The sequence below is a fragment of the Youngiibacter fragilis 232.1 genome, from assembly GCF_000495435.3.
GTDB classification, from domain to species: domain Bacteria; phylum Bacillota; class Clostridia; order Clostridiales; family Clostridiaceae; genus Youngiibacter; species Youngiibacter fragilis.
The window spans coordinates 1-21,274 of record NZ_AXUN02000241.1; the positions used below are offsets into that span (position 1 = coordinate 1).

Annotated in this window: 24 protein-coding genes; 12 read left to right on the top strand and 12 right to left on the bottom strand. The window is 47.8% G+C overall.

What is annotated here, in order from left to right; genetic code table 11:
- Positions 1-25 precede the first annotated feature (25 nt).
- The 3 genes from T472_RS19045 to T472_RS19055 form a co-directional block, all read right to left on the bottom strand.
- The gene (locus tag T472_RS19045; RefSeq protein ID WP_023387311.1) at positions 26-490 is read right to left on the bottom strand and encodes a hypothetical protein; all 465 of its coding nucleotides are present in this window, start codon (positions 488-490) and stop codon (positions 26-28) included.
- Positions 491-687: 197 nt separating this feature from the next.
- Positions 688-2,007 (bottom strand): 6-phospho-beta-glucosidase, encoded by a 1,320-nt coding sequence (locus tag T472_RS19050; RefSeq protein WP_023387310.1) that lies wholly within the window; start codon positions 2,005-2,007, stop codon positions 688-690.
- An 82-nt stretch (positions 2,008-2,089) separates the two neighbouring features.
- Positions 2,090-2,713 (bottom strand): DNA-3-methyladenine glycosylase, encoded by a 624-nt coding sequence (locus tag T472_RS19055; RefSeq protein ID WP_023387309.1) that lies wholly within the window; start codon positions 2,711-2,713, stop codon positions 2,090-2,092.
- A gap of 103 nt (positions 2,714-2,816) precedes the next feature.
- Here T472_RS19055 and T472_RS19060 point away from each other — a divergent pair, with 103 nt between their 5' ends.
- On the top strand, positions 2,817-3,101 hold the full coding sequence (locus T472_RS19060; RefSeq protein ID WP_023387308.1) for a hypothetical protein: 285 nt from the start codon (positions 2,817-2,819) through the stop codon (positions 3,099-3,101).
- Positions 3,102-3,152: 51 nt separating this feature from the next.
- On the opposite strand, the gene T472_RS19065 is transcribed toward T472_RS19060, so the two are convergent.
- Both T472_RS19065 and deoC read right to left on the bottom strand, forming a co-directional pair.
- Positions 3,153-3,482, bottom strand: a complete 330-nt coding sequence (locus T472_RS19065) for a hypothetical protein (protein WP_023387307.1) — start codon at positions 3,480-3,482, stop codon at positions 3,153-3,155.
- A gap of 44 nt (positions 3,483-3,526) precedes the next feature.
- Positions 3,527-4,198 (bottom strand): deoxyribose-phosphate aldolase, encoded by a 672-nt coding sequence (gene deoC / locus T472_RS19070; protein WP_023387306.1) that lies wholly within the window; start codon positions 4,196-4,198, stop codon positions 3,527-3,529.
- Positions 4,199-4,355: 157 nt separating this feature from the next.
- On the opposite strand from deoC, the gene T472_RS19075 reads away from it, so the two are divergent.
- The 6 genes from T472_RS19075 (at position 4,356) to T472_RS19100 (ending at position 9,207) form a co-directional block, all read left to right on the top strand.
- On the top strand, positions 4,356-4,763 hold the full coding sequence (locus T472_RS19075) for a hypothetical protein (protein ID WP_023387305.1): 408 nt from the start codon (positions 4,356-4,358) through the stop codon (positions 4,761-4,763).
- Between the two features lie 81 nt (positions 4,764-4,844).
- On the top strand, positions 4,845-6,482 hold the full coding sequence (locus T472_RS19080) for a putative manganese-dependent inorganic diphosphatase (protein WP_023387304.1): 1,638 nt from the start codon (positions 4,845-4,847) through the stop codon (positions 6,480-6,482).
- Positions 6,483-6,687: 205 nt separating this feature from the next.
- Positions 6,688-7,104, top strand: coding sequence for a DUF1292 domain-containing protein (locus T472_RS19085; RefSeq protein WP_023387302.1), 417 nt, complete (start codon positions 6,688-6,690; stop codon positions 7,102-7,104).
- 56 nt (positions 7,105-7,160) lie between these two features.
- Positions 7,161-7,796 (top strand): HAD family hydrolase, encoded by a 636-nt coding sequence (locus T472_RS19090; RefSeq protein WP_023387301.1) that lies wholly within the window; start codon positions 7,161-7,163, stop codon positions 7,794-7,796.
- 2 nt (positions 7,797-7,798) lie between these two features.
- Positions 7,799-8,614 carry an aminotransferase class IV gene (locus T472_RS19095; RefSeq protein WP_023387300.1) on the top strand — a complete coding sequence of 272 codons (816 nt, stop codon included), beginning with the start codon at positions 7,799-7,801 and terminating at the stop codon, positions 8,612-8,614.
- A gap of 17 nt (positions 8,615-8,631) precedes the next feature.
- Entirely contained in the window at positions 8,632-9,207 is a 576-nt protein-coding gene (locus T472_RS19100; RefSeq protein WP_023387299.1) for a hypothetical protein, read from the top strand.
- Between the two features lie 38 nt (positions 9,208-9,245).
- On the opposite strand, the gene T472_RS19855 is transcribed toward T472_RS19100, so the two are convergent.
- Positions 9,246-9,413, bottom strand: a complete 168-nt coding sequence (locus T472_RS19855; RefSeq protein ID WP_023387298.1) for a hypothetical protein — start codon at positions 9,411-9,413, stop codon at positions 9,246-9,248.
- A gap of 306 nt (positions 9,414-9,719) precedes the next feature.
- Here T472_RS19855 and T472_RS19105 point away from each other — a divergent pair, with 306 nt between their 5' ends.
- The gene (locus T472_RS19105) at positions 9,720-10,364 is read left to right on the top strand and encodes a winged helix-turn-helix domain-containing protein (RefSeq protein ID WP_023387297.1); all 645 of its coding nucleotides are present in this window, start codon (positions 9,720-9,722) and stop codon (positions 10,362-10,364) included.
- 80 nt (positions 10,365-10,444) lie between these two features.
- On the opposite strand, the gene T472_RS19110 is transcribed toward T472_RS19105, so the two are convergent.
- From T472_RS19110 to T472_RS19130, 5 genes are all read right to left on the bottom strand, one after another.
- Positions 10,445-11,188 carry a metallophosphoesterase family protein gene (locus T472_RS19110; RefSeq protein WP_023387296.1) on the bottom strand — a complete coding sequence of 248 codons (744 nt, stop codon included), beginning with the start codon at positions 11,186-11,188 and terminating at the stop codon, positions 10,445-10,447.
- Between the two features lie 93 nt (positions 11,189-11,281).
- Positions 11,282-11,494, bottom strand: a complete 213-nt coding sequence (locus T472_RS19115; RefSeq protein ID WP_023387295.1) for a CopZ family metallochaperone — start codon at positions 11,492-11,494, stop codon at positions 11,282-11,284.
- A 51-nt stretch (positions 11,495-11,545) separates the two neighbouring features.
- Positions 11,546-13,978 (bottom strand): heavy metal translocating P-type ATPase, encoded by a 2,433-nt coding sequence (locus tag T472_RS19120; RefSeq protein WP_023387294.1) that lies wholly within the window; start codon positions 13,976-13,978, stop codon positions 11,546-11,548.
- Positions 13,979-13,994: 16 nt separating this feature from the next.
- Positions 13,995-14,270 carry a metal-sensing transcriptional repressor gene (locus T472_RS19125; RefSeq protein WP_023387293.1) on the bottom strand — a complete coding sequence of 92 codons (276 nt, stop codon included), beginning with the start codon at positions 14,268-14,270 and terminating at the stop codon, positions 13,995-13,997.
- Between the two features lie 147 nt (positions 14,271-14,417).
- On the bottom strand, positions 14,418-15,779 hold the full coding sequence (locus tag T472_RS19130) for an FAD-dependent oxidoreductase (protein WP_023387292.1): 1,362 nt from the start codon (positions 15,777-15,779) through the stop codon (positions 14,418-14,420).
- Between the two features lie 250 nt (positions 15,780-16,029).
- On the opposite strand from T472_RS19130, the gene T472_RS19135 reads away from it, so the two are divergent.
- Complete coding sequence (locus T472_RS19135; RefSeq protein ID WP_023387291.1) at positions 16,030-16,617, top strand: ECF transporter S component; 588 nt, start codon at positions 16,030-16,032, stop codon at positions 16,615-16,617.
- A 37-nt stretch (positions 16,618-16,654) separates the two neighbouring features.
- On the opposite strand, the gene T472_RS19140 is transcribed toward T472_RS19135, so the two are convergent.
- Positions 16,655-18,436 carry a YtxH domain-containing protein gene (locus T472_RS19140; protein WP_023387290.1) on the bottom strand — a complete coding sequence of 594 codons (1,782 nt, stop codon included), beginning with the start codon at positions 18,434-18,436 and terminating at the stop codon, positions 16,655-16,657.
- A 190-nt stretch (positions 18,437-18,626) separates the two neighbouring features.
- On the opposite strand from T472_RS19140, the gene T472_RS19145 reads away from it, so the two are divergent.
- The 3 genes from T472_RS19145 (at position 18,627) to T472_RS19155 (ending at position 21,229) form a co-directional block, all read left to right on the top strand.
- Positions 18,627-19,559 carry an alpha/beta hydrolase gene (locus T472_RS19145; RefSeq protein ID WP_023387289.1) on the top strand — a complete coding sequence of 311 codons (933 nt, stop codon included), beginning with the start codon at positions 18,627-18,629 and terminating at the stop codon, positions 19,557-19,559.
- 99 nt (positions 19,560-19,658) lie between these two features.
- The gene (locus tag T472_RS19150; RefSeq protein ID WP_023387288.1) at positions 19,659-20,900 is read left to right on the top strand and encodes a DNA polymerase Y family protein; all 1,242 of its coding nucleotides are present in this window, start codon (positions 19,659-19,661) and stop codon (positions 20,898-20,900) included.
- 65 nt (positions 20,901-20,965) lie between these two features.
- Positions 20,966-21,229, top strand: coding sequence for a hypothetical protein (locus T472_RS19155; protein WP_023387287.1), 264 nt, complete (start codon positions 20,966-20,968; stop codon positions 21,227-21,229).
- Positions 21,230-21,274: the final 45 nt, after the last annotated feature.

The following is a 21,274-nucleotide window of genomic DNA, read 5'->3' on the forward strand; positions in this document are numbered from 1 at the left end:
CAATCAATTTAGCATGAAAATTTTCTCAGCCTATATTGACAGCATCTATATTATCTATAAACCTTGAGTATTCTTCATTTTTTTTAAGTATACCCAGTATATATTCACTCTCCTTACTGGTGAGATGCCTTTTTCTGGTAAGCACATCGATGGATTCCGAAGATCCGAGTGTCTTCTCGAACCAGATGACAAGTATTCCATCCTCGTTCAAAAGTACCTTTGACTTTCCTCTGAAAAGCTTGTTTCCGACGCCTATACCTCTCCACTGGAATGTCCTTCCATCTTCATCCGGTATGTCTATCCCGGATTTCATCCTCATCCTTCCGTTTTTCCTGTACTCCACCACATCCTTCAGCACCAGCTCTTCGCCTCTGTGCTCCAATGTATAATTGAAGGAGATCGTGTCTATGTTCCCGGCTTTCCACATTGGGCAGCCTGAGTACTGTAGAAACCATCTCCCTTCCATTTCCTTCATTACCTTGTCGGTCATATGAATCACTCCCGCCGCTTCGCCTGTTATTGCCGTCTTTGTTACCTATATTATAATCCCTTATTGCGACAATCACATTGCATAAAATGAATGTTCAAGCAATGTTCAAAACTATGATAAAAATGTGAAGAGGCTCCGGTAATTCCCGGAGCCTCAGATAAGACATTATTCTAGTCGGATCATCACGTTTTGTGTTGTTATTTCACGAAGAACTGTGGAAGATGGTCCTTATGAGCCTCAAGCATCTCGTCAAGAAGTACTTTGGCATCGACATCTTCCTGAACAAGTGGATTCATGGTCATTGCTGCAAGCGCCAGGTTGTAGTCCCCTGTCATTGCAGCATCGGCTGCTGTCTGCTCGAAGGCCTTGATCTGCTGCACGAGTCCCCTGACCGCCGTCGGCAGGTGTCCCATGGAGAGCGGAACAGGTCCGTTCTTTGTGATTATGCAGCTTACCTCCACTGCTGAATCGCAGGCAATGTCTGCAAGGGCTCCCCTGTTCATTGTGTTTACAGGCTGGATGTCCATTGTATCATTGTATATCGAGTTGATGAGCCTGCAGGCAGCATCGCTGTAGTATGCGCCTCCCCTTTCCTGAAGCTGAGGCGGCTTAATGTCAAGAGTCTCATCCTTGTAGAGCTCGAACAGCTCCTCTTCAAGCTTCTTGACAGTCTCTGCCCTTGTACCGTTCTCAGCATATGCCTTGAGCTCGGACTCAAGCATCTCCCTCTTCTTGAAGTAGTACCTGTGGTAAGGACATGGTATGACTCCGATGCCCCTTATGAAATCGGGCTCCCACTTGAAGTCCTTGATGTTCTTCATGGTCGTGACCACATTGGCGTCAGTGTACTTTTCAATGAATTCCTTCATGAATGGCTTTCCGTCAACATAGATCTCCTTGCCGAAGACCATGTGGTTAAGCCCTGCGAAGTCCATCCTGATCCTTGAAGGGTCCATTTCCAGGATCTCAGCGGCCATCCTCTCCATGCCAATAGGTACGTTGCACAGTCCTATGACCTTTTTGGTATATCCATATTTAAGAAGCGCTTCAGTAACCATGCCTGCAGGATTTGTGAAGTTTATGAGCCATGCATCCGGACAAAGCTCTGCCATGTCCTTGGTAATACCTACCACTATAGGGATAGTCCTCAGACCCTTGAAGAGTCCGCCGGCTCCGTTGGTCTCCTGTCCCATGTAACCATGCTTTAGTGGGATCCTTTCATCCTTTATCCTGGCATCAAGCAGACCGACCCTGAACTGGGTCGTAACGAAGTCAGCATCCTTCAGCGCTTCCCTTCTGTCCAGGGTAAGATGGATCTCAATGTCAAGTCCGGCCTTCTTAACCATTCTCTTTGCAAGGTTGCCTACGATCTCAAGCTTTTCCTTGCCATCCTCGATGTCAACAAGCCACAGCTCCGATACAGGAAGCTCCGCGTGCCTCTTTATGAAGCCTTCCACAAGCTCCGGCGTGTAGCTGGAACCTCCACCGATAGTTACGATCTTCAAACCTTTTTCCATAAATACCTCCATGCGCTTTTCTTTACAAGCTGATGATACCTCAGAAGATGGCAGTGTGCCTTTCAAAACTTGCCAAAGGTTTTCAGAACTTGGAAAAACCGTCCCTGATTGAGAAGCGCCACGGAACCTCAGCCCACTCTTCGGCATAACCTACACCAATGCGGGGTGAAGAATAGTACTCAGGAACAAAGCCGGAATCGAAGAGTGAAATGGACCGTTGTCCGCAGATCCCGTTAATCTCAAATCCATAGTCTTCCATGGTGATACCAAGTGCTTTAGTGAGGTTTCCGGGACCTATTGCAAGTGATGCGAGCTGCTTCCCTGTGAGCTGCTCGGGCCGTTTGCCGAACCTCCTTTCAGCCATGGTCGGGATACCCTCCTTAGGCAGGGCCGAACGGATAAGCACTGCCGCAGGGAACCCCTCTTCCCCTGTAACTATGTTAAGGAGCACGTGCATTCCGTAGACAAGGTAGACATATATTATCCCTGACTTTCCATACATGACGCGGTTCCTGTCAGTCACCCTGCCGCCGAAGGCGTGGGAAGCCTTGTCCTCGAAGCCGGAGTAGCTTTCAGTCTCGGTTATTACCGCGCTGCAGCATATGTCGCCGTCACGCACCTCAATGACCTTGCCAAGAAGCTCAATTGCGACGGTTCTTGCATCCCTTTCAAAAAAATCATTGCCTAGAGTCTTTAATCCGGACATATCATCACCGCCTGTCTTGGATTTGTAATCAAGTGAGGTCCGCCCAATGGTATAATCATGGTACGACAAAGGGACTCACAAGAGTAACCGAAAGGAGCACAGCATGGATTCAAGCACAATCAGGCTTATACTGATAGTCGGTGCATTCTTCATGGCAGGAAGCATCTACAGCATCGTCACCAGCCTGTTCACAAGAAACGCGTACATCAGGCACATACCCTCATTCCTTGGGGCTGCAGTCATTATCTACTATGTATACCAGCTTATGACGACGACTCCTGAAGGGTTCAGGGACATCGCATACATACTGTCGGTAATCATGATAGGATTCGTGATATTCGGAAATGTAATCACTAACATTATAGTCAACATGAGGCGGAGAAACTGATTCTCCGCCTCTTCCATGCTGATGTATATGTTGATCTTTACTGCCGGGTCCTTATACGTTCTTCCATGATAGAGTTATTATCTGATTCCTGAGGGAACCTTCCTTATGCTCTACCAGATAGCCGTATTCCTTCATCTTGGATATGAGTTTCCTTCTTCTTTCGTCAGGAAGTTCGTCGGGGGTGAAGAAGAAGACCTCGCTTTCCTTTCCGAGATACGCTACGCGCTTAGCCCGCTTCTGCATCTTAATGGCCATTTCGGAAACTTCCCTGTCATCATCCTCATATTCCCTTATGAATATTTCCAGGACCTTTCCCTTGAGCTCGTCGGGAATGTCAATGACCTTGCCTAGAAGCTCGGAGTCAATTATGTCTCTATGCATCTGTATACCTCATTTCCATGGAATGGGCGCTTGTAAGTAATTGGTCAATAGTCGGTTTCTGATGCGCCGTGGGTGACAATGGCCACTGAGCCCGATGTCCCGAGCCTGGTCGCTCCGGCTTCTATCATGGCTATGGCATCGTCGTAGGTCCTGACTCCGCCGGAAGCCTTGACTCCCATTTCCTTGCCTACGGTCCTTCTCATCAGGGCGATGTCAGCCTTGGTTGCCCCGCCTGTCGAGAATCCTGTTGAGGTCTTTACGAAGGTTGCTCCAGCAGCCTTGGCTATTTCACAGGCTGTCACCTTCTCATCATCCGTCAGAAGGCAGGTCTCGATTATGACCTTTGTAAGCTTGTCTCCTGCCGCAAGAACTACAGCCTCGATGTCATCCCTGACGTAGTCGTAGTCCTTGTCCTTAAGCCTTCCGACATTTATCACCATGTCTATCTCGTCGGCACCTCTGAAGACAGCTTCCTTCGTCTCGAAGGATTTCGCCTCTGTGGTCATCTGGCCAAGAGGAAATCCTATTACAGTGCAGACCTTGACGTTCGTGCCTTCAAGAATCTCCTTTGCCTTCTCGATATTGCAGGGATTTATGCAGACGCTCCAGAACGAATATTCAGCTGCCTCCTCGCAGAGCTTTCTCAGCTGTGCATCAGTAGCATCAGGCTTAAGGAGAGTATGGTCGATCATGCCGGCTATCATCTTATTATCCATTGTTTAGTCCTCCCGGTTTCATTATTCATTCCCATTTTAACATATCATGCTTCACTTGGACCCGGTCCTTCAGGATATCCAAGTATTTTTTATACTTTTTTCCCGGAGGGTATGCTATAATTATCATCAGCAATCATACAATCAAAGGAGTTTTATAATGGGGTTCAAAGACAAACTGCAGAAATACTATGCAGACAGCTACTTGAAGAAATACGGCGACAGGATGGCTCAGGCATACGGAACCGTATTGTCAATAAAGGTCGAGGAGAAAAAGATACTCTTCGGGCTTATCAACAAGCTGGTTGCAACAGTCATAATCAAGCCTGAAGGTCAGAAGAATGTGCTAAGGGCAGTCTACAAGGCATCAAAATGGTTCAAGAAGCCAGAGTTCATGACGATCGGCCAGGGAAACATAGTGCTTCTCCAGGGCCTTAAGGGTGAAAAAGGCAAGACAGGCGCTGATGTTTTCGATATCAAGAACATCAGGAACATAACTACAAAGAAGGATCTTTTCAAGACAGATACTCCTCTCCCAAAGAGGCAGATCCAGATGAAGAGGAAATAAGAAAAAAGCCTGTGATTGTATTGCAGGCTTATTTTTTACATGAACTGATATCCTATATGTTATAAAAAGGAGGTCAATGAATTGAAGGACACTGTTTTTGTGACAGGTCACAAAAATCCCGACTCCGACTCCATTTGTGCGGCACTGGCCTATGCTGAATTCAAGAACAAGACGGGAACCGTAGATGCCATTCCTGTGAGGCTTGGTGATATAAACAGGGAGACGAACTTCATACTCAACCATTTTGATGTCGAGCCTCCAATGCTCATTGAAACAGTTAAGCTGCAGGTAAAGGACATGGACATCGACAAGATAACCCCTGTCAGTCCTGACATTACGCTGAAGATGGCATGGAATCTGATGCGCAAGCAGAATGTCAAGAGCCTTCCAGTCATCGATGACAACGAGCTTCTGATGGGAGTCGTCTCAGTGACGAATGTGACCGAAAGCTACATGGATGTCTGGGACAACACCATACTTGGCAAAGCCAGCGTCACGCTCGAGAATATAATAGATACGCTTACAGCAAAGCCTCTAAGCATCGAGAAGTCAAGGAAGACATATTCAGGAAAGATACTTGTGTTATCCGGTTCCAATGATACCGCTTCAAAGATGCTTGAAGAGGGGGATATAGCCATATGCGGAGACAGGATAGATTCCCAGGAGCTCTGCATTGACAAGAAGGCTGCACTCATAATAGTGACTACAAACAACACGATGAGCGATGAACTTCTGGAGAAGGCGAAGGAGAACGGGGTTACAATACTGAGCACCCCTTATGACACATTCACGACCGCAAGACTCATAACACAGGCAGTCCCGGTCAGGCATGTCATGGGCACCGATAAGCTCATATACTTCTCCTCAGAGGATTTCATAGAGGACATCAGGGGAGTGATGGCTGAGACCAGGTACAGGAGCTACCCTGTTGTCAGCGTAGAGGGCAAGGTTGCGGGAACCGTATCAAGGTATCACCTGATATCGGCAAAGAAGAAAAAGGTCATCCTTGTGGACCATAACGAGCGCGGACAATCCGTAGACGGTCTTGAGGATGCTGAGATCCTTGAGATAATTGACCACCACAGGGTAGCTGATGTAGCTACCGGAACTCCCATATACTTCAGGAATGAACCAGTGGGAAGCACATCCACTATCGTAGCCAACATCTTCTTCGAGAACGGCATAAGGCCATCCAGGAAGACCGCTGGAATACTCTGTGCGGCAATAATATCGGACACTCTCCTTTTCAGGTCCCCAACTGCCACAAATGTGGACAGGATGACGCTTGAAAGGCTTGCGATGCTTGCAGACATCGATGTCAACAGCTTCGCACTTGAGATGTTCAAGTACGGCACCTCCCTAGCGGGAAGAAGCCCGGACGAGATACTGAACCAGGACTTCAAGGTCTTCACCTACGATGACGAAAAGGTCGGGGTTGCACAGGTATACTCGATGGATGCAGACTCCATAAAGGACCTGAAGGAGCCGCTAATAGAAGCCATGGAACTTAAGGCAAGGACCGGCGACTTCACAATGGTCGTCCTGATACTTACGGACATCTACAAGGAAGGCTCCGAGATCATAGCTGTAGGAAAGCACAAGGAGCTGGTGAACAAGGCTTTCAACGTGGAGCTTGTGAATAACTCCGTCTACATCCCGGGCATCCTGTCCAGGAAGAAACAGGTAATACCTCCGCTTACAGCGGCAATAAACAGATGATCATAAGGGAAGGCCGGGACAATCGACCTTCCCTTCCATATCTGGCTTTAAATTAGAGTAATGGTTTTTGGATGACTGAATTTGCTTTTTCAGATGATCCGAAAAATGAAAATGAGCCAAATTTACATCTTGTATCTTCAAAAAATATCATTTTGTGTTACACTGATTATATTACTTGTGCTTAAAGGCAAGATGGAGGAATAAAATGACAGATATCAATAAAGACAAAGAACTCGAAACAGGCTGCTGCTGCTGTGGAAGCGAAGCTGAGGAATCCTGCTGCGAAGGCGAATCCACAGGATGCAACTGCATGGATGAGCCGGGACATCACCACGAGCACGGACCAGGCTGTGACCATGACCATGATCATGAGCATCAGCATATGGTCACATTCGAGAACGAAGACGGAACAACTTCAGAATATCCGGTAGTGGATGAGTTTGAATTTGACGGAGAGCTCTATGTTCTCGTGCTCAATTCGGACGATACCGTTACTCCCCTCAAGTCCATGGGCGAAGATGGAGAGCTCGCATTCCTTACTGAGGAAGAGTTCGAAGTAGTTGCAAACGCTTATAATGAGCTTCTTGATGCTGAGGACGAGGAAGAGGAAGAAGAGAACTAAGACATCCAGTTTATTACACCCCGGGCTTGCACCGGGGTTTTTTCACAGGTGATGATATGGAAAGACTGGCAATATTCGATGTTGATTTCACTATTACAAGCAAAGAGACACTTATTGAGTTCTACAGGTTCATAGTGGGCAGGTATCCCGGAAAAATTGCAAGACTCCCCCAGGCTGCTGCCTCAGGGCTCTTCTATAAGCTTGGGATCCATGATGAGAAAGCTGCGAAGGAAATGTTCCTAAGGTACCTCACAAGCTTTTCCGAGGATGAGATAAGGCAGCTCTCGAAGGAATTCTATGAGAAGGTGCTCATATCGCTTCTGTACAGTGACGGACTTGATAAGATAAGGGAGCTTAAGGCAAAGGGATGCAGGGTCATCCTTAACTCTGCATCCCCTGAATTCTATCTTGACCATCTGTATGGCATTGAAGGTGTCGACAAGGTCATTGGAACAAGGTTCCTGTTCGAGAACGGAAGGTTTCCTTCAAAGATGGTCGGACCGAACAACAAGGGTGAAGAGAAGGTAAGAAGGCTATATGAATATCTTGATGAAGAGGAGATAGACCTTGAAGGCTCCTACATGTTTTCTGACTCCATGTCGGACGAACCCCTGCTGAGGCTTGTGGGAAGACCCTATCTCATCAACTACAAAAGAAAGGACCCAAAATATCCGGTCCTTAACTGGAGGTAAGAATGGAAAAGGCAACTGGAACCTATTATTATTCGGGAAAATCAAGGATAATGACTCAGGACTTCGCATATGAACCCGGTACCGGGCATATATATGAGGTCATAAGGGTCTTGAACGGAGTCCCTCTGTTTCTCGAGGACCATCTGGAAAGGATGCATGAGTCACTCGCATTAATCGGAAAGGCTTCGGTAAAATCCACTGAAGAGGTAAGAAACCTCATATCGCTTCTGATAAAGGCCAACGGTACTAGAAACGGCAATGTGAAATTCGTGGTGGGAGATTCTTTGCCTGATGGAATCCTATTGTATATGATCCCCCACTCCTATCCGGATGAGGCGATGTATGAAAACGGGATCGCGACTGCCACATTGAAACTCGAGCGTACCAATCCCAATGCGAAGATAGTGAACACAAGCTACAAGGAGATAGTTGCTGAATTCATAAGGGACAAGGGGGTCTACGAAGCCCTTCTTGTGAACCGTGAAGGCTGCATAACTGAAGGCAGCAGGTCCAACGTATTCTTTGTCGCTTCAGATACTCTTCTTACACCTCCGCTAAAGGATGTGCTCGGCGGCATAACCAGGAAAAGGATCATTGACCTGGCCAAATCTTCCGGTATCGCCTTCAGGGAGACTGATATCAGCCTGGACCTTATAAGCGAACTCCAGGGTGCTTTCATGAGCGGAACATCTCCTAAGGTGCTTCCAATATCAAGGATAGACAAATTAGAGATACCTTCTGCCTCTTGTTCAATAATCGGCAGGCTGATGAAGCTTTATGATGCCGAAATTGAAGAATACGTGAAGAAGAACAGCTGACAGAGGAGGTGGATCCTTTGAACAAGCGAGGGGTACTTATCATAATATCATGCATTCTCATACTGGCCCTGGTACTCTCTTCCCCGCTTGGAATAGGAAGATTCCTGGAAGGCTGGTTCAGCAGAGAGGATCCAATAATATCAAAGCATCCTCCTGGAAGGAACGTGGTTAGGATACCAAGCGCCTACAGGAGCTTCAGCATGGACATGCTCGATCCGTTCCTTGAAAAGCTCAGGGAATTTGAAGACCTGGTTGATGGAAAGGTTGCGGGACTTGATGTTGAAAACAGCCTGAATATCCTTCAAAGGGAAGTTTCAGACCTTCCGATAGTACCTACATCAACAAACCCTAAACTGGAATCCCTCTATGCCCTCTTTGAGGTCATGAAGGAGAGCCTTCTTGAATGCATCATGGTCATTGCAGATTCCGGCAAGAAGCCTCTTACTCCTGATGATGAGGCGGCCCTGAAATTCCTTCACGCTGAGATAACCAACATACTTTCGAACATTGAAGCGATGACCTTTGAAATATTCAACGACAACGGCATCCAGTATTTTATCGGGGACGATGGAACAATCAGCATTTATGAGTAAAGAAAAACTGCCTGGAAAATGAGTTCCAGGCAGTTTTTCTATTCTTCCTCAATCAATTCAGCCTCAAGTACATCGTCATCGACGAAATCGCCATAGTCGTCAACGAACTTATCCAGTTCCTCCTTGTTGTCCCTGACAGCCTTGTAGACCAAAGCTCCCATGGCAAAGGAAACTGCCGACAAGAGGAATAGCTTGCCACACTTCATAAGACTCCTCCAAATTCATATCGATTTCATGACTATTATACCACAGGACTCGTGAAAATTGAAATAACAGGGATTCCGGTATAACCGTTTTGGATTCGCACTGACAGATTGGAAAATCCCGGGAATAAGCCATATATGCTTTCAGTACATGGGGTTTTTGGATTCCTGAGCCTTTTTCAGCAGCTTTGGCTGATACCTTGATAGCCTGACAGGAACTAGTTAAAATTGTGTTAACATTGTCCCGTGCATATCAATCTTTAAATCATCTTCAAATCTATATGGTACACTTCTCTGCGAGGTGAAGAAATGCACAAAGTAATCATCTTCGGGTCCCTTGCCATCAGCTGGGATTCCGATGCGATAAATGAGTTTTTCAGCTGCAGGACAGCTTTTGATATGAGAGAGCTCGAGGACGAGCTTATTAAGAATCCGGACCTTTTGCTTATCGATGCGGAGAGCTTCTATGACAACAGGGAATTAGTGACATCACTTATAGAAAGGACCTTCAGGACCAAAGCGCTTGTTGCTTTCCCGGAGGGTTGTGACATCCTGTCTGAAAATAAGGATACTGATAGGATCGCATATGCATTTCTCCCGCATTCAGGCGAAGAGCTTGTAAGGATCATGACGGACATGATAGAGCAGGACCGGAAGACCTGCGTCTACGGAGACCTTGTGATAGACGAAAGGTCATCCCAGGCCACCATTGGCGGGGAAGCAATTCCACTGACTCAGCTCGAATTCAACCTGCTTGTATACCTTCAGGGAAGGAGCGGTGAAACCGTAAGAAGGGATGAACTCATAAAACGGGTATGGGGCTATTCCCTTCTGGGAGATTCACGCACCATAGACACACACGTCAAGTCTCTCAGGAACAAGCTGGGAAACCACCGAGACCTTATCAAGACGGTATGGGGATTCGGTTACAAGTTCCAGCAACCAAAAAAATAGCTGTTTACTTCAATTTTTTTCATGATCAGGGCGCGGAAGGCATTTACCAGAAATGCCTCCGCGCCCCCTCCGTTTCAGGATCAGTAGTCATCCATGCCAAGAAATGATGACAATATGAATTCATATCCGGGAATTCCGGCTTTGGGGTATGATTCAGCGAACTCTTTCCTACTGTACTCCACTTCAAGTATCCTTGCTTCCATGGTACCAGCGGTTATGTCGACTGTTGCATACGTGGCAAAGTTCCTTGTGCTTATTCCAAGGGATCCCGGATCGACAAGAAGCCTGCCATCAGTATGCTCTACAGATGGCGGGTAATGCCTGTGCCCGTATGCGATAAGGTCGCCGGCGCAGTCCGAGAAAAGTTTCACTGTTGAGGCAGTGTCAAGTGCCAAAGGACTGTATGGCCTTTTCGATATATGCTCGTTCTCCATGCCCTTTTCAAGGTGGTAATGAAGGAAGAGTGTATCGCGTCCCTCGATATTCACACGCAGTGACCGAGGAAGGGATTCCATCCTTTCGAGGAACCTTTTGTCCAGCCTTTCAGCAAGATACCTATGATGGTCGATGACCATATGATGGTCGGGGGTATGGTCCTCTCCTTTCGCCATAGCCATGACAAGCTCATCGTGGTTGCCAAGGATCGGGTATATGTCATCCCTGGAGAATATTGTCTGAAGGACCTCGTTGCTGAACAGGCCGAGACCGACCATGTCACCAAGGCAGTAGATCCTTTCAATCAGAGGATCCGTGTCTATCACCTTAAGGACCTCATCCAGGGCAAATTTGTTGCCGTGGATATCTGAAATAAGTGCAATTCTCATCATTATACCTCTGTAACTATTCGCTACCCTTATTCTACCATGCATTGGCCTGATGAAGGCAATGAAAAAGGCCCTTTTTACGGGCCCTTTTCATTATTCTGCTGTAATTCCTACGACATCGTAGCCTGCATCCTCGACAGCTGCCTTCAGTGCAGCCTCGTCAGCTTCACCTTCAACAACAGCAGACTTTGATGCGAGGTCCACACTTGCGGATTTTACTCCGGAAACCTCATTGAGTGCGTTTGTGACCCTCTTGACGCAGTGACCGCAGCTCATGCCTTCTATGGAAAGCTTAAATTTTGTCATTTTCATTCCTCCAGAATATTATTGGCCTCGTAAGCCTGTTTATATCATCCATTACTTGAATGGCTGGTACCTTCTTAACCTCAGCGCATTTAGAAGCACTGACACTGAACTGAAGCTCATGGCTCCCGCAGCTATCATCGGACTCATCAGCGGTCCGCCGAATATATGCAGAAGACCCATGGCTACCGGGATTCCAAGTATGTTGTAGCCGAAGGCCCAGAACAGGTTCTCCTTGATGTTCCTGATGGTCCTCCTTGAAAGGTCGATGGCTATGGGGACATCAAGTATATCAGACCTCATCAGCACTATATCGGCGGATTCTATCGCTACATCAGTTCCATTTCCTATGGCTATGCCTATGTCTGCCTGGGCAAGTGCCGGAGCATCATTTATGCCGTCTCCTACCATGGCCACTTTGCCGCCTCTCGCCTGAATTTCCTTGACCTTCCCGGCCTTGTCTTCAGGAAGCACTTCAGCAAGCACCTCATCCACACCGACTATCCTTCCTATCGCCTTCGCTGTCCTCTCATTGTCACCTGTGACCATGAGAACCCTTATTCCCATCTCGTGGAACTTGTCTACAGCCTTCTTAGAGTTTTCCTTTATGGTATCTGCAACAGCCACGATTCCTTCGACCCTGCCGTCAACTGCTACAAGCATCGGAGTCTTTCCCTGCTCGGACAGTTCTGTCATCTTATCCTGGACTTCAGCTTCTACCCTGATGCCCTTTTCATCCATAAGCCTGATGTTACCTAGAAGAATGTCCTTTCCTTCTATCCTTGCGAATATTCCACGGCCTGTTATAGAACCGAAGGACTCGGATACCAGGACCTTTGCGTTCCTTGCCTCAGCACCCTTTATGATTGCTTCACCCAGCGGATGCTCCGAGGACTTTTCAGCAGTCGCAGCATAAGTGAGGATATCCTCTTCAGGGATTCCGTAGCCAATGACATCTGTGAGCTCCGGCTTGCCCTTCGTTATTGTGCCTGTCTTGTCAAGGATGACAGTCTTGATGCTGTGTGCAGCTTCAAGGGCTTCGCCTGATTTGATAAGTATCCCGTTCTCAGCGCCTTTCCCGGTACCGACCATAATGGCGGTAGGTGTTGCAAGACCAAGTGCGCAAGGGCAGGCTATTACAAGCACTGATATCAGTATGGTAAGCGAGAAGCTTACCGATTCACCGCCGGCAAAATACCAGAGCAGCGACGAGACAAGGGCAAGTGCGATCACCACCGGCACGAATACACCGGAGATCTGGTCAGCCAGCTTTGCGATCGGAGCTTTCGTAGCCTGTGCATCCTCGACCAGCTTTATTATCTGGTCAAGCGCTGTTTCACCAAGCACCTTTTCTGCCCTGTACTTAAGGAAGCCGGTCTTGTTGATAGATGCGCCGTATACCTTGCTTCCCACAGTCTTCTCAACCGGGATGCTTTCACCAGTAAGCATGGCCTCATCAATCGAGCTGTCTCCGAAGATGACCTCACCGTCAACAGGAAGTTTCGCTCCGGGCTTTACCACGATGATGTCTCCTGCCTGGACTTCTTCAAGGAGTATCTCGGACTCCATACCGTCCCTTTCAATAATCGCGGTCTTGGGAGCGAGTCCCATAAGCTTCTTTATAGCATCAGATGTCTTTCCCTTGCTGATCGCCTCCAGGAACTTTCCGAGGGTGATAAGTGCAAGTATTACAGCAGCGCTTTCGTAGTAGAGCATGTGCGCATATTTGGGGCTCCCTGATGATACTATCAGGATGGTCCCGGCCAGGCTGTACACGAATGCTGCAGAGGTTCCGAGAGCTATCAGTGAATCCATGTTAGGCTGAAGCCTGTATATGTTCTTGAAGCCTGTTATGAAGAACTTCCTGCCAAACCAGACCACTGGAGCGGTAAGAAACAGCTGCAGAAGCGCATAGTTCGTTGGGTTCATGTGGGAATCTATTATCAGCGGCAGCGGCATTCCAAGCATGTGTCCCATTGTGATGATTAGAAGAGGAAGAGTGAAAATCGAGGAATAAACCAGCCTCTTCTGGTATGGGTTCACGTAAACAGCCTCTTCAGCCTTCTCCTCTGCAAGCTCATAGCCCGCCTTCTTGACTGCAGCCTTTATGTCTGTCATCGTAGTCTTTGCGGGGGTGTATTCAAGATACAGCTTTTCATTGGCATAATTGACGTTGGCCCTTGTCACGCCTTCATTCTTCGAGAGGGTCCTCTCAATGGCTGTTGCACAGGCTGTGCAGTCCATGCCCCTGACATCCAGCACCCTCTTTATGGTATCATCCTTTATCACAAGTCCGTAGCCTGCCTTCTCGACCGCCTCTTCTACTTCCTTCAGGGAAATTACCTCTTCATCTATGTCTAGATACAGCTTTTCAGTTGCATAGTTGACAGTTGCCTTCTTTACCCCTTCCTTCCTTGAAAGGGTTCTTTCTATTGACAGGGCGCATGCAGCGCATTCCATTCCCTTTACGGGTATTATCTTATTCATATGTTCCTCCTGAGCTCTATTTTCCAATGAGCTTTTCAAGCACCTTTATGACCTCTTCAGTCTTCTGCTCCTTGTCCTCTTCATTGTCGCCGGCCAGTGAATCAGCCACGCAATGGTGAAGATGCTGCCTCAGTATATGCATGTTGGCTTTCTTCAGAAGTCCGTTCCCTGCCATTATCTGGTTCGATATGTCGATACAGTATCGGTCCTCTTCAATCATCCTTATCGTCTTTTCAATCTGGCCCTTGGCCGTCATGAGGATCTGAAGAGCTTTCTGCCTGTCTTCATTCATGATATTCCTCCCTCCCCCCCTGGGTGGGGGTACTGAGATTATAATAGCATCTGGATTTGGAAAATGCAAGACCCGATATAAAAATCGGATCCTGCATCAGTCCATCGTGGTTTTGAATCATAAAGCAATTGAAAGAAAGAGATCTTCTCAGGTTCCGGACAGGCTCCTCACAGCCTTTGAAGCTGCCACATTAATGGAATCCCAGACGCTGTTGAACGGAGGTGCATACCCGAAGTCCATGTATTCCAGGTCGTATACTGTAAGATCCGCATAGATAGCCGGTACCAACCCCTGTATCCTTATTGCAGTTCCGGTCTCCCCTGCCATCTGCGCCCCAATCAGCCTTCCGTCCTTTTTCAGGTATGTAAGCTTGACATAGAGGTTCCTGCTTCCAGGATAGTAGCCGGACCTGTCCCTGGTCCTGACGAGTACGCTCCCGAAATCAAGCCCCATCCTTTTGGCCGCTGTATCTGTCATCCCTGTCTGCGACTGCTCCATGCCAAGTACCTTGACATAGCCTGATGACTGGACTCCTCTGAACCTGACAGGTTTTCCCGCCATGGACAGGCCGCTCAGCTTTCCCATCTTGTTGGAGTTCGTGCCAAGAGGAAGGTACCTGTCTATTCCTGCCACAAAGTCGAATACCATTGCGCAGTCCCCTGCAGCATATACCCCAGGTATGTTTGTCCTGCCCTCCAGGTCCGTAACTATGGCACCCTTCGTCATCTCGATCCCGGTTCCTTCAAGGAATCCTGTAGCAGGTCTTACACCTAAGGTAAGTATGACAAGCTCGGCATCGTATGTGCCCTTGTCGGTAACGACCTTTGATACTCTTTCCCCTGTTCCCCCATACGTGTCAGTTTCAAGGTGGTCCAGCTTTTCTCCGAGATGAATGGCGAAGCCCTCATCCCTAAGGTATTTTTCAGTTATTGACGATACATCAGGATCGAAGGTGTTTAGTATCGACTCCTCCATTTCAATCATGTCAGCCTTTATCCCAAGGTCATGGAGTGCCTCAAGCATCTCTACGCCCTTGTATCCTCCTCCTACGATGACGGCCTTCGTTACCTTCCTTTCTTCGATGAAGGAGCTGATATTCCTTGAATCCTCCAGTGTGTTCAGAGTGAAGACACCGTCCACGCCTTTTGTACCGGGTATCCACACTGCGTTAGCACCCGTACCTATAAGCAGGAGGTCATATGGAACCACGATATCCTGCCCTTTGTCCAGGTCCCTTACCTTGACCTCTTTCAGGGAAAAGTCCACTCCCACCGCTTCATGCCTTAACCTCAGGTCCACTCCGTCAGCGACTATTTCCCTGGCATCCTTTGCGATAAGCTTCGACTCCTCATCTATGGTTCCGCCAATGAGGTAAGGCATCCCGCAGGCCCCGTAGGAAACATCAGTACCCTTCTCAAGCACGATGACCTCAAGATCTTCAATATTCTTCATTGCGCTGTATGCCCCGGACAATCCTGCAGCAACAGCTCCTATAACAACCAATCTCATTTGGGCACCTCCGTAATTATTTAACGAGCCTTTTCAGTCAATTTTATCACACCTGTACTTTTCACCTGTCTATTTTCTCAAGTGTTCAAGAAACGTTTGCAATTTAAGCGTATTTTAATCCGGAAACTATTTACATTTGACAGGTTTTTGTTATAGTTAACTTGTCAGTATTCAGTGATGAAACTGAACTAAAAGTTTATATCCAAATGGACCGAATTATATCCAGAAGGAATAAGAACGGAGGAAATCAATGCAAACAACAAGAAAGACCACCTCATTCATCAACACAAGGCAACTCGCCATCGTGGGACTGCTGTCTGGTATTTCGATACTGCTCTCAATGACACCTCTGGGATTCATCCCGATTCCGCCGATAAACGCAACAATAATGCACATCCCGGTGGTAATCGGAGCGATACTTGAAGGACCTGTTGTAGGCGCACTAATTGGGCTAATATTCGGTGTGACAAGCTTTGCCAAGGCATTTGCAACACCTACCCCGCTTAGCTTCATATTCTGGAATCCCATAATCTCAATCGGAGTCAGGATACTGATAGGGGTAGTCTCAGCATATGCATACAAGCTCCTTGGAAAGGGAAAGGTCTCGGTTGTTATTTCAGCCCTTGCCGGTTCACTTACAAACACCATCGGAGTCATGGGCCTCATCTACCTGTTCTACGTGGCGAAATATGCTGAAACACTTGGAATCAGCCTGGAAGCCGCAAAGGCAGGAATAATCGGAGTAGTTGTGACAAGCGGAATACCTGAAGCGATACTGTGCAGCCTTGTTACGCTTGCAGTAGTAACCGCAGTCAGAAAATCAAGAAAAGGAAGATAAATGCAGGCTCCCGGAATATTTCCGGGAGCCTTTGATATTACTGGATATCCTCATCCTCAGGTGCCCCGAAGAGTTCTTCCTCGAATTCCTCCACATCGGATTTTTCATCTTCAAGAAGGAAAAGCACCGAGTTGTTCATCATTATGTCTTCAAACACGATGAGCCCTTCTTTCTTGCCTATGGATTTCTCAACAGCAAGCTTTGCGGTATACGTCTCACCAGGCCTTATGACAATCGATTCAAGGGTAGTACCATCTCTGTGGATAGGACGGATTTCAACCTGCCTCTTCCTGACATCGTACTTCTGTATCAGGAGCGGATTGAAGTAGTAATCCTCCTCACCACCGTTATGGATGGTGATTTCATATTCCATGAGCTCCTTTTCGTAGTAAGGCTCTTCAGGAATAAGCTTTCCCTTTACCGTTCCAGCGACCTCTGACAGGGTTCCTGCAACCTTTTCAGTCACATTCTTTACTTTTGTGAGAGGATCCTCCGACTTGAAGGTTATGTCCTCATACTCCTCTTCACCAAGGGGCTCATATGGCTCCTCTGCAGCTACATCACCGATATCCGGTATCCCGGCATCCTTGAGGTCATCCTCAAACTCAGAAGACATCTTGTTCTCCTTGAGCTCCTCAGCCTTCTCCTCCACCGCTTCCTTGACTTCCTCAGCCTTTTTCTTAGCCTTCTCAAGAAGCTCTCCGGCATCTTCCTGGAGGTCTTCAGCCTTGTCCCTGACCTTCTCGACAATCTCTCCGGCATCTTCCCTGATGTCCTCAAGCTTCTCCTTAGCCTTGTCCTTCAGGTTGTCCAGCTTGTTTCCCATGTCCTTGAGGTCGAAGTGGTTTTCCTTTAGGCCTTCCTCGATGTTCGGAGTGAAGCCCTCAACCTTTCCCTCTGATAATTTTGATGAGATGTCCTCTACGGTATCCTCAGCCTTCTTCTTGAGGTCCACTGCCTTTTCCTTGAGCTCCTCGAACTTCTCCCTGGTTTCAAGCGTGCCAAGGTGTGCCTGAAGCTTAGCCTCGTCTACAGACTCCTTGACGGTCTCAACTATGTCGATATCCTGAACCTTGTCAGTAAGCTCTTCAAGCTTGTCCTCTGCTTCCATTTTCCCCAGATTTATCTGTACCTTTGCCTCTTCAACCTTCTTCTTGATGCTTTCGAACCCTGAGGTCGCCTTGTCCCTGATCACACCGGCTATGCCGACTCCTGCAAGGACTTCTCCCTCCTGGGTGGGGTCGAATGTCTCACCTTGGGATTTTGTCACCCTTACGACTATGCTGTCCGTAAGCCTGGCATTTGATCCTTCAGCATAGACCTTCCTCGGAACTACCTTCACCGGCTGCATGACATCTCCTGCCTCTGCCTCCAGAAGGTCCTTCTCAAGCTCCGACCATCTCTTCATCTTCACTGAATAATCTTCCTTGAGCCTTTCGTTCTTGAGCTGCTGGGTCTTGTAGTATGCATAGGCTGCTGCCGCAAGGGCACCCACAGCTACACCTGCCGCTATCTTCCCAGTATTCTTCTTCTTTTCAGGAACGACCTTGAGTGCGGCTGGCTTTACCTTTTCAGCCTTCACTGAGACAAGCTCGACGACCTCGTCAGCCTTCTTAGCCGCTGCTGCCTGACTTTCCTCCCTGAGCCTTTCGCCCTTCTCGATAAGCATCTGGGCGCTCTCAAGACCTTTCTCATAAACCGATATGGCTGATTCCTTAAGGTCGCTGAAGGTGTCCTTCGCCTTTGGAACAAGATCCCTTGCGAAGTCCTCACCTTTTTCTATGATTTTCTCCACTTTTTTGATCGTCTTATTATCCATAATATGCCTCCGATTTTAAAAGATTTGATATTGCCTTTGTCTAAATTATACATATCATTAATATCTATTTCAGCAAATACACCAATTGTTAATGAACTATTTGCAAATGAGCTTTATTATCTTTAATTTGTGTCCTTCTTGTCAAAATCAGGGTAAGTGAGGATATAATAAGGTATGGGAGGTGGTACATTTGAAATTTGATGTGTTCTGGGTGGCTTCTGGTATTGTCGTAATAGTCCTGGCTTTAGCTATAAGGTACCTTGACAGGTATGCAGGCCGGGTCATATATCCTGCTGCAAAGTCCTATGAAAGGGTAAGGGAATTGCTGCTCGAGGACAATGTGCTTGATGAGTCCTATATCGGGGGCCTCGAATCTGAAGACCTGAATTTCACATCCCCATACGGGTACAACATTTACGGAAGGCTGTACCCTGCCGATTCAAGAAGGTTCGTGATCATCGTGCACGGCATAACCATGAATATAATAGGAAGCTTCAAATACCTGCCCATGTTCCACAGGCTGGGCTACAACGTTGTTGTATATGACCAGAGGAACCATGGCAAATCAGGCGGAGAGAACACAACCTTCGGCCATTTCGAGAAATGGGACCTTAAGGTCATAACCGACTACCTGTTCAAAAGGTTTGGAGATGAGATATCTGTGGGCCTGCATGGAGAGTCAATGGGAGCATGTGTCGCCATACTCAACATGGCTGCAGACCATAGGATCGCATTCACAATAAGCGACTGCGGGTTTTCTGACCTATCTGACCTTCTTCTGCTCAGGTTCAGGGAAGAGACGAATATCAGGTCAAAGAAGCTGCTTGCAGCCACCAACCTGTTCATAAGAAGAAAGGCCGGCTTCTCAATAGACGATGTGTCGCCTATAAGGGAGCTGCCTGCAATAACGAACCCGATACTTTTCATCCATGGTGAGGATGACACCTACATTCCGATGAAGATGTCAAAAAGCATGTTCAGCTTCAAGCTTAACAAGAAGTTCCTCTACACCGTAAAGGGTGCAGGCCATGCGAAATCCTATGCTGCAAACAGCAGGGAATACGAGAAGGTCGTATGCGGCTTCCTTGGAGAAGTATACGGAAGCGGACCTGAATGCGGATAATTACCATAAACCCCTGTGCAATTTAGCCCAGGGGTTTTCTCACGTGTCTTTACATAGAACACGTGTTCTGGTATACTGAAATTGGCAGGAGGGATATTTATGGAGAAAGTAGTTTTTCACGTCGACGTCAATTCGGCATACCTTTCCTGGAGCGCGGTATGGGACCTGCAGCACGGAGCGGAGGTGGACCTGAGGGAGATACCTGCCATAGTCGGAGGCAATCCTGAGACAAGGCACGGCATAGTCCTTGCAAAATCAATACCCAGCAAGAAGTATGGGATAAAGACAGGAGAGACTCTTTTTTCAGCATTCTTCAAATGCCCGAACCTGACTGTGGTTCCCCCGAAGTACTCCCAGTACCTTAAGGCAAGCAATGCAATGGTCGAGGTGCTCAGGGAATACTCCCCTATTGTCGAAAGGTATTCAGTAGATGAATGCTTCATGGACATGGGGAATATAACAAGGGAGGAAGCCGTGTCAATAGCCGCAAGGCTCAAGGACAGGATAAGTGAGGAGCTTGGCTTCACTGTCAACGTGGGGGTTTCAGACAGGAAGCTTCTTGCGAAGATGGGCTCAGACCTTAAGAAGCCGGATATGGTGCACACCCTGTTTCCTGACGAGATAGAAGAGAAGATGTGGCCACTTCCCGTTGAGGACATGTTCATGGTAGGACCTGCGACTACCAGGAAGCTCAAGGACATGAACATAAGGACAATCGGTGAGCTTGCGGCGGCGGATCCCAAATTCCTTCACGAGAAGTTCAAGAAGTACGGCCTCATGATATCGGCGTATTCAAGGGGACTGGATATATCGACGGTGAAGGCCGGCACCATACCGATGAAGGGAATGGGAAATTCAACCACATTGCCATTTGACTTCACCGACAGGATATCCTGCCACAACGTCATGCTTTCACTCTGCGAGACTCTCATGCCAAGACTAAGGGACGCTGAAAAGCTTGCAAAATGCGTAGCGGTACACATACGCGGGACTGACCTGGTCACTGTGTCAAGGCAGACCACATTGTACAGGGCCACGGATTCCACCACTATGGTAATGGAAACTGCCTGCAGCCTGTTCGATTCCCTCTGGGACGGCTCTCCCGTGAGGCATCTGGGCATAGCCCTCTCTCAGCTGAAGGACACCGACGTGGAGCAGCTTTGCCTCCTTAAAAGCAAAAGCGAGGAAAAGAGCGAAAAGATAGACAGGGTCATAGATACGCTAAGGAAAAATTTCGGGGACAATTCAGTGATCAGGGCCACGTTCCTCAATTCTCCGGTAGGCCCCTTCTCAGGCGGCGTAGAGGAGAAGGATTACGTGTTCATGAGCAGTCTCCTGTAGAAAACACAGGAAGGGAGGAAGGGAAATGCGCTGTGCATAATGGGAAAGCGTATTTCCAGTGAAATATGAAAGTGCTGGCAAAGCCGATAGAGATGGTCGCATGGTTCGACTTCAAGGGGACGATACATCCCATACGGTTCAGGCTCCTTGGCGAGGACGGCAAATATGCCACCATAGCTGTAAGGAGCGTACAGGCAAGGAAAAAGGAGAGGCTTGCAGGCAATGTGATGCAGGTGTTCCTCTGTCAGGGGGTCGTCAACGAGACAGAGGTCCTCTTCGAGCTCAAATATGAGAAGGACACTGACCAGTGGACGCTCTTCAAGATGTAGAAAAATGCCGCGGAAAAAGTTTTCCAGAGAGTGTAGAAAATTTTG